Source organism: Larsenimonas suaedae (genome assembly GCF_023712105.1).
GTDB classification, from domain to species: Bacteria; Pseudomonadota; Gammaproteobacteria; order Pseudomonadales; family Halomonadaceae; genus Larsenimonas; species Larsenimonas suaedae.
Genome location: NZ_JAMLJI010000004.1, coordinates 36,459 through 52,554, shown reverse-complemented (window position 1 = coordinate 52,554; position 16,096 = coordinate 36,459). Strand labels below are relative to the sequence as shown.

10 protein-coding genes are annotated in these 16,096 nt (G+C 57.9%); all 10 read right to left on the bottom strand.

Features of this window, described 5'->3' with window-relative positions; all coding sequences use genetic code 11:
* Nucleotides 1-67 precede the first annotated feature (67 nt).
* The gene (locus tag NAT49_RS11940) at nucleotides 68-1,258 is read right to left on the bottom strand and encodes a hypothetical protein (RefSeq protein WP_251594489.1); all 1,191 of its coding nucleotides are present in this window, start codon (nucleotides 1,256-1,258) and stop codon (nucleotides 68-70) included.
* A gap of 467 nt (nucleotides 1,259-1,725) precedes the next feature.
* The gene (locus NAT49_RS11935) at nucleotides 1,726-2,676 is read right to left on the bottom strand and encodes a tetratricopeptide repeat protein (protein ID WP_251594487.1); all 951 of its coding nucleotides are present in this window, start codon (nucleotides 2,674-2,676) and stop codon (nucleotides 1,726-1,728) included.
* Nucleotides 2,673-3,692 (bottom strand): hypothetical protein, encoded by a 1,020-nt coding sequence (locus NAT49_RS11930; RefSeq protein ID WP_251594485.1) that lies wholly within the window; start codon nucleotides 3,690-3,692, stop codon nucleotides 2,673-2,675. The genes NAT49_RS11935 and NAT49_RS11930 overlap by 4 nt, the downstream gene beginning before the upstream one ends.
* A 242-nt stretch (nucleotides 3,693-3,934) precedes the next feature.
* On the bottom strand, nucleotides 3,935-4,876 hold the full coding sequence (locus NAT49_RS11925) for a tetratricopeptide repeat protein (protein WP_251594484.1): 942 nt from the start codon (nucleotides 4,874-4,876) through the stop codon (nucleotides 3,935-3,937).
* A 20-nt stretch (nucleotides 4,877-4,896) separates the two neighbouring features.
* A complete protein-coding gene (locus NAT49_RS11920; protein ID WP_251594482.1) occupies nucleotides 4,897-8,370 on the bottom strand; it encodes a LysM peptidoglycan-binding domain-containing protein in 3,474 nt (1,157 codons plus the stop codon).
* Between the two features lie 44 nt (nucleotides 8,371-8,414).
* Nucleotides 8,415-9,248 carry a DUF4123 domain-containing protein gene (locus tag NAT49_RS11915; RefSeq protein WP_251594480.1) on the bottom strand — a complete coding sequence of 278 codons (834 nt, stop codon included), beginning with the start codon at nucleotides 9,246-9,248 and terminating at the stop codon, nucleotides 8,415-8,417.
* Nucleotides 9,239-11,326, bottom strand: a complete 2,088-nt coding sequence (locus tag NAT49_RS11910; protein ID WP_251594478.1) for a type VI secretion system Vgr family protein — start codon at nucleotides 11,324-11,326, stop codon at nucleotides 9,239-9,241. The genes NAT49_RS11915 and NAT49_RS11910 overlap by 10 nt, the downstream gene beginning before the upstream one ends.
* A gap of 86 nt (nucleotides 11,327-11,412) precedes the next feature.
* A complete protein-coding gene (locus NAT49_RS11905; protein WP_251594476.1) occupies nucleotides 11,413-11,700 on the bottom strand; it encodes a type VI secretion system PAAR protein in 288 nt (95 codons plus the stop codon).
* A 108-nt stretch (nucleotides 11,701-11,808) separates the two neighbouring features.
* Entirely contained in the window at nucleotides 11,809-12,396 is a 588-nt protein-coding gene (locus tag NAT49_RS11900) for a GNAT family N-acetyltransferase (RefSeq protein ID WP_251594474.1), read from the bottom strand.
* A 111-nt stretch (nucleotides 12,397-12,507) separates the two neighbouring features.
* On the bottom strand, nucleotides 12,508-16,089 hold the full coding sequence (tssM, locus tag NAT49_RS11895; RefSeq protein WP_251594472.1) for a type VI secretion system membrane subunit TssM: 3,582 nt from the start codon (nucleotides 16,087-16,089) through the stop codon (nucleotides 12,508-12,510).
* Nucleotides 16,090-16,096 lie beyond the last annotated feature (7 nt).

Sequence of the window (16,096 nt, the reverse complement as noted above, 5' to 3'; positions counted from 1 at the left end):
CGCCTGCCCATAAAAAACGCCACCCTCGGGTGGCGTTTTCCGTTCAATGCGGCGTTTTGAGTCTCACTCAAGACTTCCGCGGCGGTTCGTCGTTTTCAGAGGGTTCGTTTGAAGCATCGTCGCTTGAATCGGTGTTTTTCTGCGCTTCGGGGTGGTCAACGAATTCCGGCGTGCTGCGCAGGAAGGTGCTGAACCGGTCGATGTCCTTCGGCTCGGCGGTACGCTGGTTGCGGTAGCCCTGAATCGACAGCTCCATCGCGTCCGGCCGGCCGGACCATGGGGCGCTTCGTACCTTTCTGGCCTGTTCCTCACACAGCTTCTCGATCTCTTCCTGGCTGGCGTTCAGGTAAAAATCGCGCCAGTACCGCTCGGGGCGCCCACGTTTGCCGGCGGCGTCATACGCCCGTGTGGTCGGGTCGCGGTGACGAAACATCTCAAGCACGGGAATATCGGGCAATGGCTGGTTAACGTCCATATAGCGCTGAAGCGTATCCCACGACGCATAACATTCGGACGGAAAACCTGAGCCGACTGTAAAACTAGGACTTACTTTTAAAGTTTCATCGTAGCTTTTTTCGGGATAGCGATGATGTAACACTAAATAGTGCGTCGTATTGTATTGACTAACTTCTCGTTGCAAATAAGCATCAAACTCATGAAACGGATAAGGCTTATAATTAAAATATAGCATGCCATCTACGCGGCTAAAGCTGAGCCGATCACGCCACTCATTATCCTCAAAATACCTTGTTAAATCCTTTCTCTCAACCACTCTTACATAATAAACATGAAATGCATAAAAAAAAGCCAACGGCACCAAAAAAGATTTAAAAAAACCATAAAAGTCCAACTTCAAAAGAAAAAAAAGCCCAAAAAATGCAAAAGGTATTATTAGAACTTTACCTACGTTATCCTTAAAATTCAGTGCCCTCGAGAGTGCGGTAGCGAATCGCTCCATTCTATTTGAAAAGCCTGACTTCTTTTTTTTAGAGCTCGAAATATTTATTTTTTTTTCACTATAATAAAATCCATTTTTTAAAAAAGCTTTTTCGCCATGATACCTAAGAAGTTCAACCCAATACGCGTTGGAGCTCTTGAAATATTTTGTTGCGTTGATACCCACGTAGCTGCCCCAGGGTACACGCGCAATGGTCATTTCCTTTTTCAGCTTCTTGCTCTGGTCCGGTCCTGGCGGCTGAGGCGGCAGCCAGTCCACGCTGTAGGCCGTATCGGCATAGTGGGTCATTTCATCCGTCATGGGTGCGTCGTCCTTTTCTATAGAAGCGATTAATCGAACAAGTGCTGTGCGCTCTCGAGGGCGTCACTGGCTGTAGCCCGGAAGCTACTGCCCGCGGCCAGGCTCGACTCCTGAGCGGTATCTAACGCATTTGATGGGTGGGCTTATCGTAAAAAAGCCGCCCGAAGGCGGCGTTCAGAGAGGCCTCGATCTCAAGGTTGAAGGTCCTGAAACATCGCTGCTCGCGCCCGCTATCCGTCCTCAGGGCACACGAAACGGATGCTGCTCGGCCGTCTCGCGTTGTGGCAACGCCACGCTGGGCAGGGTCAGGGTGCCCTTGGCGAGGTTGAATTCACCGTCGATTGATAGGGAATACTTGTAGATATCGATGAATTGGCATTCACACCAGGCATCGCCAATGACGATTTAACGATGACCCGATGCAAAAAAGCGCACATATAAAATTATATGTGCGCTTTTAATTTCTATTATTCGATATACTCAAAATAGGATGGATATTTAAATGTCTCTCTCACCCATGAGTCGTATTTTTTAGATTCGTTCTTATCCTTATCTGTAACAAGACGCAAAGCATATTCGTAAGATGATTTGGCATTGCTCCCTCCAACTTCTTTGAGGTATTTAAAGATTGCGATCGCTTTTGGCTTATTGTCATCGCCGTAGCCTTTACATTTAAATTTTTCAGCATCAAGAAGGCAAAGTGCGAATGTATCCATTGCTCGCGCGTAGCCTTCTTTAGCAGATTCAAACATATACTCCTTGCTATTAACTGAATCCTTATTTAACAAAGAATAAAAGTAGCCTCCAACTGGAAAGCCATTTTCAAACGCTTTTTTGGCCCATTTCGCTGCGTCTTCTTTACGACCAGAATCTGTAAAGTAAAACCCTTGCCCACTACTTATGGATTTAGCCCATACATACTGACCACGCGAATACTCTGCCTTGGCTGATTTTTCTATCCACTTATAATATAAGTTATCTTTTTCATTATTTAGGTAACCTATCGCAAGTACGTACATGGCCTTTCCATCACCTTTTTCAGCTCTTTTCTTGGCCTCATTTTCCGCATAATCAAACCAGTCTTTTCCTTTAGGAGGGCAGGACTTACCGTATGCACAAAGTTCGTAGCCTGTTAACCTAAACATCGCGCTAAGGTTTCCATTATTTGCAGATTTATCTAACCACTTGATAGCTTCATTTGATAAACCACCATCCCTCGAAATGATAGAAACCGCATAATAATACTGTGACGAAGGATCACCCTCTTTGGCTGCTGGCAAGAAATATCGCCCAGATTCAACCTTATCCCTTAAATTATAAATAGAGACTGCCTTCTCTTTACTTTCAATAGCTTCTTTGCTTAGTGCAAAGCTTGTTACTGCAAAACTCATCATGAAAATAAAAACAAAAAATCTCACAGATCACCTCCGGCGGACAATTTCTCTTTAGACCAGTAGAAATCATCTTTTATTCTAATATATTGCATTTCATCTCCTTCATCTGGAGAATTATTTATAAAATTACTTATTCTCCCTAGGTTGGATCCGTAGTTTATATCCTCAGGCGCGACTTGCTCAGGAGCAATCCCAACCCCATACATCGCCATATCCTTCATCGAGATGACAGCATTGCGGAACAGCTTCTGCGCGGGATTACGTGTGCTCGAATTTCCAAAGCCATAATGCGTGCCGTCAAAATCGCCATCCTTCGCTGCCTCGATAAGCCATTTCATGATCTTGACGATCGCTTGCTGCTGTAAAAGCAATGCGTCGACTTCCTCAACGTTTGCCCCTCCTCTAAGATCAAAGGCCTGCGAGCGACTGATCAGCGTCTCCAATAACGCCCCCAGCGCTTCGGGCAGTAGCCGGATCACCCAAGCCCGAAATTCTCTGTCGTGGCTGTCGTCACTAACTATCTGGTAGGCGATGATGCCGCTGCGTTCGGGGGTGGTAAAGCGGTCGTAGGCGTCGTCCAGCGCTTGCAGGTTGTGTGCAAGCAGCGCCGCGACTTCGAACCCGGCGGTGACGATGAAGTAGCCGATCTTGGCCAGTGCCGAGCGGGCTTCGGGCTGCACCCATTCGAGCGTATCGTCGGCGCTGTCGAGCACGGCCTGGTTGACCATCAACAGCCAGATGTCGAGGCGGTCGAGGTCCAGTTCGACATCGACACTGCCGCCCATGCCTTCACCCATCACCGCCTTGAGCTTGAACCGGAAGTGAAACCGCCCGTTGCGGACGATCAGCTCGAAATCGAAGCTGACCCCCACGCCCCAGCTGGCCTCTCCAGCCAGTTTGGCCACCGCCAACGGCCGCCAGCCACGGAGGGAGATATCGCTCTCGCCCAGCAGACGCTGATGGGCATTCAATACCGGAAGCTGGTCTTGCAGATCGGCCGGCGGGCACCAGTTGAGCGACACGCACATTTCTGCGGTCACGCTCGCGCCCGCGAACGCTTCGCCGCTGCTTTGCGCGCCCAGCTCGCCCTCGATATAGTCGATGCCGTCTACACAGCCTTCGAAGGTCGCGAACTCGAACGAGGGCGCCGTCTGGGGGGGTACGGCCGGGCAGTTCGACCAGGGCAGTGACCCGGTCGTCGATGCGCTAATTAAGTTCGCTGTCGATCATCCCGAACAGGCAGCTGTATTGAGCTATAAAAAAAGCCCCGAAGGGCTTTTAATCAATAGACGACGCGCTGACCGAAGAGCCTGGGAATTTTAGATTTCAGCTCTTGATAGTATTTTTCGGCTTCTTTCCTTTCTTCATAAGTGAAACTATCTTCATATTCAGATGCTTCGTCGACATATACTCCATAATCATTCATATATAACATTATACCCCACGCTTCCGGCTTGTTAACTTTCAGATCCCCACATACTAAATCTCTGTACCTTAGCGACATCCCAGATGTACACCTATACATCACATCAAAAGCGCCAACGAAGCCATCATCAAATGCCTCATGGAGTAGATTTTTTCCTTCCTTATATTTTTCAACATTGAAATAAAGACTACTTAAAGCAATTGTTGCTGGATAAAAACCATTATCAGAAGACTTCTTGTACCATTCCTCTACATCTTTATTTCTACTGGTTTCACTCCAATAAAATCCTTTTCCTTTCTTTATCTCCATTGCTAAATCATATTGAGCTCTAGCGTACCCGGACTTCGCCGACCTTTTTAACCATCTATATTTTTCATCATTGTCCCCTATTAACCCATAATAATAACTTAAAGCCCTCATTGCTTTTCCGTCATTACTTTCCGAGCGACTCTTAGCTTCTTTTATAAAATAATCAAACCAACCGCCATTATCGGGAGAGCAGAAATTAGAGGATTTACAGGCGTCAACACGGCCAAGGGCAATCATAGAATAAAGATCGCCATTCTCAGCGGAAGCAAGATACCATTTTAAAGACTCACTAGTCATTGAGCCCATATAAGATAACTTATAAGCCAAAAGCCTTTGTGCAATTGAATCCCCTTCTTTCGCTTCTGAACGGAGATATGGGATAGCACTTTTTTCACTATCGATATTGTATAAATAAACACCATCCTCAAGCTTTCCATCCGCACTTACAAATTCTGAAAAAAGAACAAACAAAAATAAAAATGCTGCCATTTTTTTTCTACTCGACATAATCAACCTCTACCATAGCCGTACTGATCCATTTCAGAGCTTTCCAAAGGTGCTAATCGTTCAAAAAGTTTATAAAATTTTAGGTAATGATAACTATCAGCTACCGACTGAGCTTCCCGAGGTAGGTTATCATAACCAGACCTATCTAAATTATTATTCATAAAATCTTTTATCTTATCTCTCGAATCGTAAAAATCCATTAAATAGCCCGACCGGGCTTTATCTCCTTGCACGTTCATTCGAAACATGGCCTCGGTATACAATGTCTGTGCCGGATTTGGGTTACTAAAGTCATTGAATCCATAGCACACGTTATCAAAATCACCGTAACGCGCGGCCTCATACAGCCAGTTGGCACAGAGGTACATCGCTTTTTGTTGGTATACCAACGCTTCATCCTTTGAATGAGCATACCCATCTCCCGGATCAAAAGAAGCTGGCTCACTCGTCAGCAGATTAAGCAACGGCCCCAACGCGCCGGGCATGAACCGGATCATCCAGTGCTTGAACTCGTCCTGATGCGCGTCATCGGTGACGATCTTGTAGGCGATCATGCCGCTTCGATCCCCCCGCCGAAGGGTGTCGATCATGTCCTGCAGCGCCTGCACGTTGTGGCCGATCAGCAGGGCCAGTTCGATGCCGAAGGCGGCGGCGGCAAAGCCGATGTTTTCCAGGAACGTGCCGGCGTCCTCGTGAATCCAGGCCGGCACCTTGTTGCGGTTGTCGATCATGGCCTGGTTGATCAGCAGCATCCAGAAGTCCAGCCGCTCTAGATCAAGCGCCACCGAGACCTTGCCCGCCACCCCGGCACCACAGAAGGCCTTGAGCTTGGATTCGAAGATCAGCCGGCCATGCTCGAGCTTGAGCGCGAAGTCGATGCTGCCACCGGCCCCAGCGCCGGCTTCCCCGCTGAACGTGGCCCGGGCCAGCGATGTCCAGTCCAGCTCGGCCTGTGTTTCTCCGGTCAGGCGCTTGTGGGCGGCGTAGGCCGGCAGGTGCTCGTAGGCGTCCGACGGCGGGCACCAGTTCAGGCTGTGGGTGCTTTCGAGTGCGAGACTGACCCCGGCGTAGAGCTGCCCTTCGAGGCTTGCACCGCCGGCAAACTCGATGCCCTGGAGCGAAGCGCCCCCACTGGTGGGGTCGACTGAAATGCCGACCGATTCGGAAAGCTGAACGCTGACGGCGGCCAGCCCCTTGGCAACCAGGTTCCACTCGAGCGTGTACGCGCCGAGGTCGCGCTGAATCACGCCGTGGGCGGTATTGTCGAGCTCGACCTTGATCGGGTTCTGCCGGGCCTGAGCCCGGGTGGGCAGTTCGAGCGAGCCCAGCTCGATCTCGCCCTTGGCCAGATTGAACGCGCCCTTGATCTCGAACGACTGCTTGGCCGAGGCCTCGGTGGTGCTGGACTGCGCCGTCTGCCACTCGCGGCGGCGGTTGCCGTCGTCATCGACTGTGCCCGGGTCGAACGTATCGCTCTGTAGGCCGTTCCGCGCTTTGCGCTCGACCCCGGCGGGGCTGCTGGCATCGCCCACGCTGCCTTCGAAGGTCGCGAACTCGAATGAGGGCGCCGTCTGGGGGTTACGGCCGGGCAGTTCGACCAGGGCAGTGACCCGGTCGTCGATGCGCTGGTTCAGTTCACTGTCGATCACCCCGAACAGGCGGCTGTATTGGGCCTGTGCCGAGACGTCGAAGAATCGGTAGAGGTTATCTTCCTGTGCTTCGAACAGCATGCGCTCGAGCGCATCGCCCCACGCCCCTTCCTGACCATCCAGGCAGCTGATGTCGTGGCTTTTCTTGATGTCGGCGATAAAGGTACTGGCCTCGAAAAAGCCGAGTTCGTTGAACCATTCATCACGGATACTGACCGCAAGCGCCCCTCGGTTCCTGAGCCATAGCCCCAGGGCCGATTCGTCGAAGCTTCGGGGGTTGGCGGGCAGAATGCCATCCTGGTCGAGCGCGGCCGCGATGGCGTCAGCTTCGTCGTCGGTCATCGGCAGCTGCTTTAAGCTTACGTGGGCCAGTGGGCGAGAGAGCTTGGGCGAGGTGAATTCCCTGAGCGGGTAGCCCTTCTTGACCAGCAGGCTAATCGGCGTTGGCTTGTACCCCAGCGCGTAGCGGCTGTCTTCGATATCGGTGTGCCAGAACAGCGTCCGGCGCGGTACGGTGTTTTTAACCCTGGCCTTGGCGGCGTTGAATTGCCGGTCCAGTGTGTCTTTTGTAGCTCGGTACTTTTCACGCTCTTTTTTGAACACGAACATCGGAATAGGCGCAGCCCGCCCGGTCGCGATCGACCAATCCTTGACCTTGGCTTTCAATTGTTCACTGATCGCGTGCAGTTCGAGCAGCGTCTTGTTGAATTCGCCGAATTCAGATGTCCCGCTTCCCTCATCTCCGGCAAGCGCCAGTTCCGGTACCGCAATGCCGAGATCGCCAAGTTTTATAATGCTGTCGGCATAGCGTTTTTGAACAGCATCTAGAATCTTCCGTATGGTGTTGATCCGGCCCATCGGTGCAACGCACACAGATTTTGCCTTGTCGTTCTCACAGGCGGCGCTCAGCTCTTGATACGCGGAGATAATGCCATTGATCGATTCAAGATCGCCAAAATCCTGACCGCTAGTTCTCGAAAGCGTATCCAGATACGTTTTGGCAGGGCCTTCAAGGCAAAACTTTACCAGCGTGCTACGGCTCTGCTTGTACGCTTCCAGTGCCGCCTTTATTTCATCGACCCATGGGCCATAAAACGCGTTACCGTCGATGGTATAGCCATTTTCCGTAGCCAAGGTGCGCGCTGTTTTGCGCAAATTCCGGAGCGTTCTTTCATGGCGCCTGATTTTAGTTCGAATAGCCCCTTTCTGTTGCGCCAAGAGAGGTAAGTCTTCCATGCTGGCCGACTCGATTCGTCGATCCAGCTCATCAATATCACTATTGAAATCATTGATCTCATACGTTAGCTGGTTGTACTGCTTACGCTCCGACTCGCTAAGAAACGAGCCTTCGGAAGCTGGCAACAAGTAGCTGATGATGCCCGCCTCGCTTTCCAGCGCCTGGATACGCGCTGTTCCCGATTGCGCCGCCGCCTGTGTGAGCGCATTGGCCGCTTCGTGCAGGTCATTCGAGGCCTGCTCCGGCAGAAGGTAAAACGTCGAGGTGCCGGTAATGTGAATAACATCGACAAACTTTGCAGGCTTACAGCCGTGCGCGGGCTCCTCGGCAACCGCCGAATCGGTCGGCGGCTCGCCAGGCTCCTGAAGAGAGATGGGTGAGCTTATACTGCCTTCGGATTGATCCTGCTTCGCCGCTTCTTGAATTTCCTTTCGCTCACGCAGGCGTATTTTCTGCTCCGGATAAATCAGATCCACGTTCTCGATGTCTGGATTTTGAGCCGCCAACTCATCGACCGAGAGACCGTGCTCCTCGGCAATATGGGTGAGGTCATCACCATCCTTGACCGTATACTCCGTGTCATCCGCCATATCTACCTGCCTGTTCGCTGTGCGCGTTTCTGCTCGAGACGCGCTTAATCCTGGGTCACGTTATCAAGTCGTTCGGCAAGCGCCTGAACCTTTTGCCAGCCGGGCTGAGGGCCGTCAAGCACCGCCTCGACCGCCGATGTCCACGGCCGGTCATCGATGATCAGCGGCATGAGCCGCATGAGATGTCTGCGCTGCGTAATGCCAGAGGCGTTCAGTCGCGAAAGTCTGCCAAGCGCGTCGTCACTGATGTCATCGAGCTCGAGCGCCTGCCTCTCGGCGAGCCACCAGCGCCGGTGGGCATCGTTCAGCGCGGCATGAAGCGTGCGAGTGAGCGCGCGTCTTGGGCTCGGCTCGGCCTCGCTTGGAAACCAGTGGCGCCACGCTCCGTGCGGGGTCGGGGTGACAAGCTCGCCGAGCGGGCCTGTGAACGCGGCGCGCTCGCGTTCGGTGGCCGCCATCAAGAGCGCACTGATCGTCGCCGGGTCTTCGATGTGAAGTGCGGACTCACCGCCCAGGGGGTCCGGCAGAATCAGCAGCCCCTGCAACTGCGCAAGCAGCGTCTCGAACACGTCGGTCTCTGGCAGAAAACACCAGCCGCCGCGGGCACGTTCGGCAAGCGCCATACAGGCGTCGAAACCGGGGCCGTCACCCGGCACCTGCACCCACAGCGGGCCACTGGCCTGAAGGTCGGCAAGCGGGGTGCCGGCAAGCAGCGGGAAGATCTCGCGGGCATCCTCGAGGGCGTGCAGCGCGCGCGCCTCTCGCGGTGCGCGACGCGGGTCGATCACCCAGTGCCACAGCCGCGTGTGCCCACGCGGATGGGCGGCTCTGGGGTCCGGCAGCGTCCGGCTTTTCTGCCAGAGGGGGGTTACCGCCATGGGCAGTCCTCACGGGCACAGGGGCTATCGGGGGCCTCATCGGTGCTCGTACAGCCGCCGTCCTTTAGCTTGCCACACAGGGGGATCAGCGAGGCTTCCACCGCGTAGTCATTGGGCGAGACATTGGCGTTGGCCAGCGCCTCGACCGGCTCGGGCGGCTCGGGGGCGGCGGGGGTGCCGCTTCCGGGGCTGCCGCCGGCGTTCATCTTGACGTTGCCGCCGATGGTCACGCCGCTTGCGTTGATGGTGATGAAGCCGCCGCCGGCCTTTAGCGTGATCTCGGCGCCGGCCTCGACCACCAGTTTCACCCCGGCCTCGTGGTGCACTTCGGTGCCGGCCTCGAGAAGATGGCTGGCGCCGATGTGCTCATGTGCGGTGGCATCAATAGTCTGATGATCATTGCCGTCGACCTTGATCCGCCGTTCGCCGGCCACCCGATGATGGTCACTGGCGTCGAGCTTGGCGGTGAGGTTGCGCTTGATGGTGAGGTCGCTGTTGCGCTTGACCTCGTCGAGCCGGTCGTTGGTGACGTGCACGCTCATGTCCTTCTGGGCGTGCCAGCGAATCTGCTCGCTGTCTTGCGCGTCTTCGAAACGCAGCTCGTTGAAGCCTTCGCCCTTGTGGGTCTGGGTGCGCCAGACGCTCACCGTCTTGTGGGCGGGCAGCGGGTACGGCGCCACGTTGACGGCGTGGTAGGTGCGCCCGGTGACGATGGGCTGATCGGGGTCGCCTTCCAGAAACGAGACGATCACTTCATGGCCGATGCGCGGCAGCGTCATCATGCCGTAGCTGCCGCTGGCCCAGTCCTGCGAGACGCGCAGAAACGCAGATGTGGTCTCATCGCCCTTGCCGTAGCGGTCCCAGGGGAACTGCACCTTCACCCGGCCGTGTTCGTCGGTGTAGATCTCCTCGCCCTTCGGCCCGGTGACCACCGCGATCTGCGGGCCATCGACCCGGGGTTTGGGCTCGGGGGCGGGCCGCCAGGGGCGATCCCCCGGCAAAAGCGTCAGGCGGTTCTCGTAAAACGTGCCGTCTGCGCCAGCGCCGCCGGCGTCTTCTTCCAGCGCCTGATCCTGCCGGCCGGTGTGTTTGACCCGAATCACGCTCCAGTCGGTGTTGTCGGTGCTCGGGTAGGCACCGGCGAGCGTCACGCGGCTGCCGCCCATCAGCATCATCAGGTTGCCGGTGGCCATCGCCGTATCGGCCTCGCGGGTCAAATACTCCATCCGCGTGCGGGTGTAAGGCTCCCCGGTGGCGTCACGCTTGAACCGGCCGGGGTAGTCGTAGAAGGGGTACCGCGGCTCGCCGGTGTCGCCTTCCTCCTCTCGGCCGGTCTGTTGGGTCGGCTGCTCGTTGAAGGCGAGGTCGTAGCGCGGCCGCTTGAAAGTGTAGTCCTTGAGCGTTACCTCGTCGTGGGCGAGCTGCCAGGCGTGGCGGAAGGTGAACAGCGATTGTTCGGTGTGCGAGGCGCCGCCGCTGTTGGCGTTGAGTTCGGCCACCGCCACCCACGGAAGGCTGGCCACGTCGTCGGTGAAATAGAGCTGATGCTGGCCGTTTTCGAACGTGTGGAAGTAGAAGAGCCCTTCCTCGGCGGCGAGGCGCTCGATGAAGGCAAGGTCGTTCTCGCGGTACTGCACGCAGTACTCACGCTCGAGCGGGGTCGCGCTCAGCATGAACTTGGCGTCGGTGATGCCGCGCTCTTCCAGAAGCGTTGCGATAATGGCCTGCGGCGTGGCGTGCTGGAAGATGCGCGAATTCTGCCTGAGCGACAGCCGCCACAGCGCCGGGCGCACCTCGACCACGTAGCGAGTGCGGCGCGCGCCGGTGGCACCGCGGGTAAAGGCGCTGACCACGCCGCTGACCGTGCGCTGACACACGCCGTTTCGGTACAGGGAAAGCGTGGCGGGCTTATCGAGCATCGCCTCGGCCGTGAGCCCGCTCTGCTCGCAGGCCAAATGCACCGTCAGCTCGAACGGCTCGGAAAGCCCCTCGGTCAGCTCGAACGAAACCACGGCGACGGCGTCGGCCGTCAGCCCCGGAAGGGTCATCGTGTACTGGAGTCCGGTTGAATCCGCCATGGGCCTGTCCTTCGCTCGCCGTTACTGCGTTAAGTCGTGAGTCATGAATACAGTCGTGCGTCATGAATAAAAAAGTGCGGCGCGGCTCAACCGCCCTCGCCGCTGCCGGAGCCGATCAATACACCGCCACAGTCCACCGCGTCGTCGGTCAGCGCGATGGGCTTGCCATCGACCAGAATGTCGGCGGTGCCGGCGGCGACAAAGCGCGGGTGCGGCGAATGGTTCGGCTTGTCGTGGGGTTGGAGCGGGTCGCCCTGACGCGCGACCGGCTTGCCGTCCATCAAAACACTCGAACTGCCGGCGATCACCGGTGAGGGATGATAGCCGTCGTGGTCGGTGCCGATGTCTCCGACCAGTACTACCTTGCGGCCCATGGGCGGTCTCCTTGGTTCGTCAGTGCGCGGGGCGCGGGTTCAAACGTCATCCGGGGGTTCATTTCATCTCGTTCTTTCGTTCATCTCGGTCTTTCGTTCATGGCGTTCTTATTTCATCTGAGCCGAGGCTTCGAGCGAGACGATATTATTGGCATCGATGTGCATGTTCTCGAAGCCTGCGTGCTCGAGCGCGTGAATCGCGGTCTCGCAGGTCTCGGGCACGCGCGTGCGCAGCGGAAGCTCGCGAAAGTACGCGCGAATTTCCATCAGCATCGAGACCGCGTGGCCGCGGGTCTGCCACTCCGGGTCGATGGCGAAAAACCGCACCTGCCAGGCGGCGTCGTCGTCGGGCCGGGTCAGAAGCGCCATTCCAATAGGCGCGTTCTCGCCAAGCCGGTAGGACAACACCCGCCCCTGCCAGCGCTCGACCGCGCCGTACTCGTTTTGAAGCCAGAGGCCGCGCCGGAGCGTGAGCTCGAGGGTCTGACGCAGAACGTCGGACTGCTCGCGCCGCGTGAGCGACCACGGCGAGTGCCCGGCGCGGGCGGCGTGCTCGATCGCCGTCATGAACCAGTCGAGGTCTTCGAGTCGAGCCTCATCCAACCGAGAGCTTGCCCGTTTGGGCGCAGGCGCCGTCTCCGGCGCCGCGGCCCTGGGTCTGTCGCGCCGCAGCAGCTCGGTAAGCCGTGCAAACATGGTGGTCTCCTTTAACCATGATCGAGTTGTATGGCAACTCGCGCCAAGTCATGTCATGGGCGGCGGGAAAGCCCCGCCGCCACGGTCGATCAACCGATCGACACCGCTTGATCAATAAAGCGTATTGGGCAGCGCGAAGCCGCGCAGTACCGGCCGCGTGAACGGGTTGGGTGCCTGGTTGGCATTGAGCCGGTAGGTCACCTGGCCGCCGTTGACGTCAAAGCGCAGATCGACCCGCCGCTCGCTGGCACCGGTCACCCGAGCGTGATCGATCAGGTGGAACCACGCCCACGGGCCATCGGTACGAATGCTTCTCGGCGAGCGATTGACCTGCGCCGGAATCAGGGTCACCCGAGACTCGTTGAGCGATCTGAGCGTGTTCGGCCAGATCATCGGCACGGTGTTCTCACCGCCGTGGTTGTAGTCCAGCAGCTGGCCGTCGACGCTTACGATCGCGCGGCGCTGATCGTTGCTGAGGCTCATCGGCGTCAGGGTGAACTCGGCGTTGAGCGCGCCCTGGCCGTCGAAGAAGGCGTCCCGAATCCGCTTGGCCCGCTGGAAGGCGGTCAGTACGTCTTCACGGATCAAGAGATTGCCGTCGGCGTCCTTGATCGAATCCGGGTTGTCCTCGATGAAGGGCTTCAGGTTCTTGGTGTAGAAGCTGTCGAGGGTGCCGCCCGGTTTGAAGAACGCATCGAAGGCCTGAAGGCTGACTTCACGCGAGGCGTTGCGGTTCATCGGGTAGCGCCCGGCGATCTGCTGATTGAACGGCGAGACCACGTCCTCGACCCAGCTGTGCTCGAGATGCTTGAGCGCGGCGTTGAGCACCACTTTCCAGCTCTGATCGGCCAGCGAATTGAGCATGTCGCCCAACGGCTGCGGCGCGTCGCCGGCAATGCGGTGCAGGGTGAAGATCGGGTCGGCGTCCGACAGCGACAAACGCGCCTTGGCGGCCCGGAACGCGGCTCGATCCTGGTCGCTGTCGTCGGCGATCTTGCGCATGTAGCCTCGAAGGTTGTCGATGGCCTTGCGCACGTCGTCGATGTTGGCGTTCTGCCGGCTGTCGTCGGAGCCGTTCAGGTCGTTGATCGAGGCGAACCGGCGGTCGATCTGGCTTGCAAGCTGATAGCGCGTGGTTTTCTTGAGCGCTTCGCGAGCGGCCTGGTCGTCGGTTGGAAGCTCGGGGTAGAGCTCGGTGTTGTCCTGCACCGTGGCCAGAAGCCGCGTCAGCGGCTGGCCGCTGCCGGTCAGGGTATCGAGCACCAGCACGGCCTGATCGATGTCATCGAAGTGCGCGATCTCGAGCGAATCGAGCGCCGTCTCCCAGGTGTTGCTGTAGTCGGCGGCGTAGGCATCGCGCAGCTGATTGCGAAGCCGCTCGCGGTCCTGCTGGCTGAAGTCGGTGTCGTCCCGACGGCCCAGCGCCCAGGTGTCGATCAGGGCAAGTTCGGTGGCGTCATCGAGCCGGCCGAGGAAGTAGTTCTCGAATCCGCGGTCGGTCAGCATGCGCGGAATGCGGTAGGCCGAGCGCGACTCGGCGTCGGAATCGAACACCACCGAGAAGCTGGTGCCGATGGTCGAGCGCAGATCCAGCGGCGCCGGCAGCTGGCTTTCACTTTGCGCCTTGAGCGAGGCGTAGACCCGGTTCGCGATCGGCTCGTCACCAAGCTCGGCCTGCGCGGCCTGAATGCTGCGCCCGAAGGTGGACATGGCCACATCGGCCTTCGAATCTCCCCGGCGCTGATCGCCGACCAGATCGGTATGGTCGAGGGCGTAATCCAGATGCGCCATCAGCCGGTTCTGCACGTCGGCGCGACCGGGGAAGCGGTTCTGCCACGCCTGGGCCATGTAGGTCTTGACCATGGCGTCGCGTCGGCCGCTGGCGTCAGAGAGCATCCGCAGAATGCGCAGCTGCTTCATCTTCTCTTCGCTGTCGGCGGGGGCGCGGTTCATGGCGTCGGTCACGCCGATCATCAGCGCCGGCAGGAAGCGGTACTCGAGCATGTCGACGTAGGCCTTCTCGGCGGCCGGGCCGATGCGCCGGCCCTGATAGAGCCCAAGCTCGGACACCAGCGGCACGTGGTCACGGTAATCGCCGAAGGCGTTGGTGGCCTGACGCAGTTCATCGAGTGCCGGCAGCAGCGCGTGCCCGCTCGGGTCGCTGCCGTCGGTAGTGACCGGGCGATTTTCCACGAACTGCTGAGCGCTGTTCTCGACCACATCCGCCGCATAGGCGTTTTTCTGGTAGAAGTGCCACCAGCCGCCAAGAAGCACCGCCCCACCCACACAGCAGGTCACGGCGGCCAGCCACAGCGCCCGCTCACGGTCGCGGCGCACGCGGCCGTTGTCACCGGCAAGGCCGGATTCCGGGTAGATGATCCGCGTGAACAGGTCTTCGGTGAAATAAAGCCCCGAGCGCGCGGCCCGGTGTGCGGCCTGCACGCGCTCGCGCATGCCATAGCGGCGGGCGGCGGCGTCGACGAACGGGTCTTCCGGCACGCCCTGCTGATAGACCGAGGTGAAGTAGGTGCCGCGCACCATGGCGTCGGTTGAGTAGCGGTCGCTGCCAAGCGTTTCGCTCAAAAAGTCCGACAGCACGTCCTTGAGACCGGCCATCTGACGCATGAAGCAGAACAGCGCCTCGCGCTCGGCGTCGTCGCGGCAATCGGCGAGCATGCCGGGCAGCCGCGCATTGAGGTGCTCGACCATGCCATCGAAGCCATCGACGAATTCGCGCTGCCACGCGTCGGACTGACGAATGGTCTCCGGCGTAAAGGTGAAGCCCAGCGGCTCACGGCGCTCCTGGCGGGAGTAATGCCGGAAGAAGGTATCGAAGCCGTGGAGCAGGTCGATCTTCGAAAACGTCACGTAGATCGGCAGGCGCGTGGAGAGCGTATCCATCAGCTCCTGAATGCGCGCACGCAGAAGATGGGCGTAGGCCTTTCGAACCGACACGCGGGCGTGGGAAAGTTGGGCCAGATCGACCACCAGCACCACACCGTTGAGCGGGCGGCGGCTGCGGGTCCGCTCGAGCCAGCCGAGAAAGTGGGTCCAGAGCCGACGTTCGAGCTCACCCGGGGTATCGCCCTGAAGCGCGCGCTGGGTCAGAAGCTCGCCATCGGGGTCGATCAGTACCGCCTGATCGCTGACCCACCAGTCGAAGCCGTAGCGGCCCTGATCGGCCTGGCTCTGCGCCTTCATCACATGCGTCAGCGAAAAGCGCTGGCCGGAGCGGTTGACGAGGCTGGTCTTGCCGGCGTTTTCAACGCCCATGACCAGATACCACGGCAGCTTGTACAGATACTCCTGCGAGCCCAGATGCGCCTTGAGCTCGCCTTGCATGTGCTCGAGCACTTCTTCCTGATGCTCGATGTCCGCCGCGATCGGGTCGTCCTTGAGGTGGCTTTCGTGCGCGCGCTCATCGGCCATGGCTCGCACTTTCTTGGCCTGACGCTGCCCCCACCAGAGCGCAACGACCAGCACCAGCCCCAGACAGACCAGTAACCGCGTCTGGGTCGGCGCCAGCGGGTGTCCGCCGCTGAGCGGAATCAGTGGCCCGAGCCACCAGATGGCGGCCAGCACGATCGCAAGCAGCAACGCCAGCAGCAGGCTGCTGGTGCTTTGAAACGCCTTGCCGAGCTTGCGTGCCCAAGGCCTGACGCGGTTAAACCACCCTAACGCTCTCCAGAACATGTTCGTT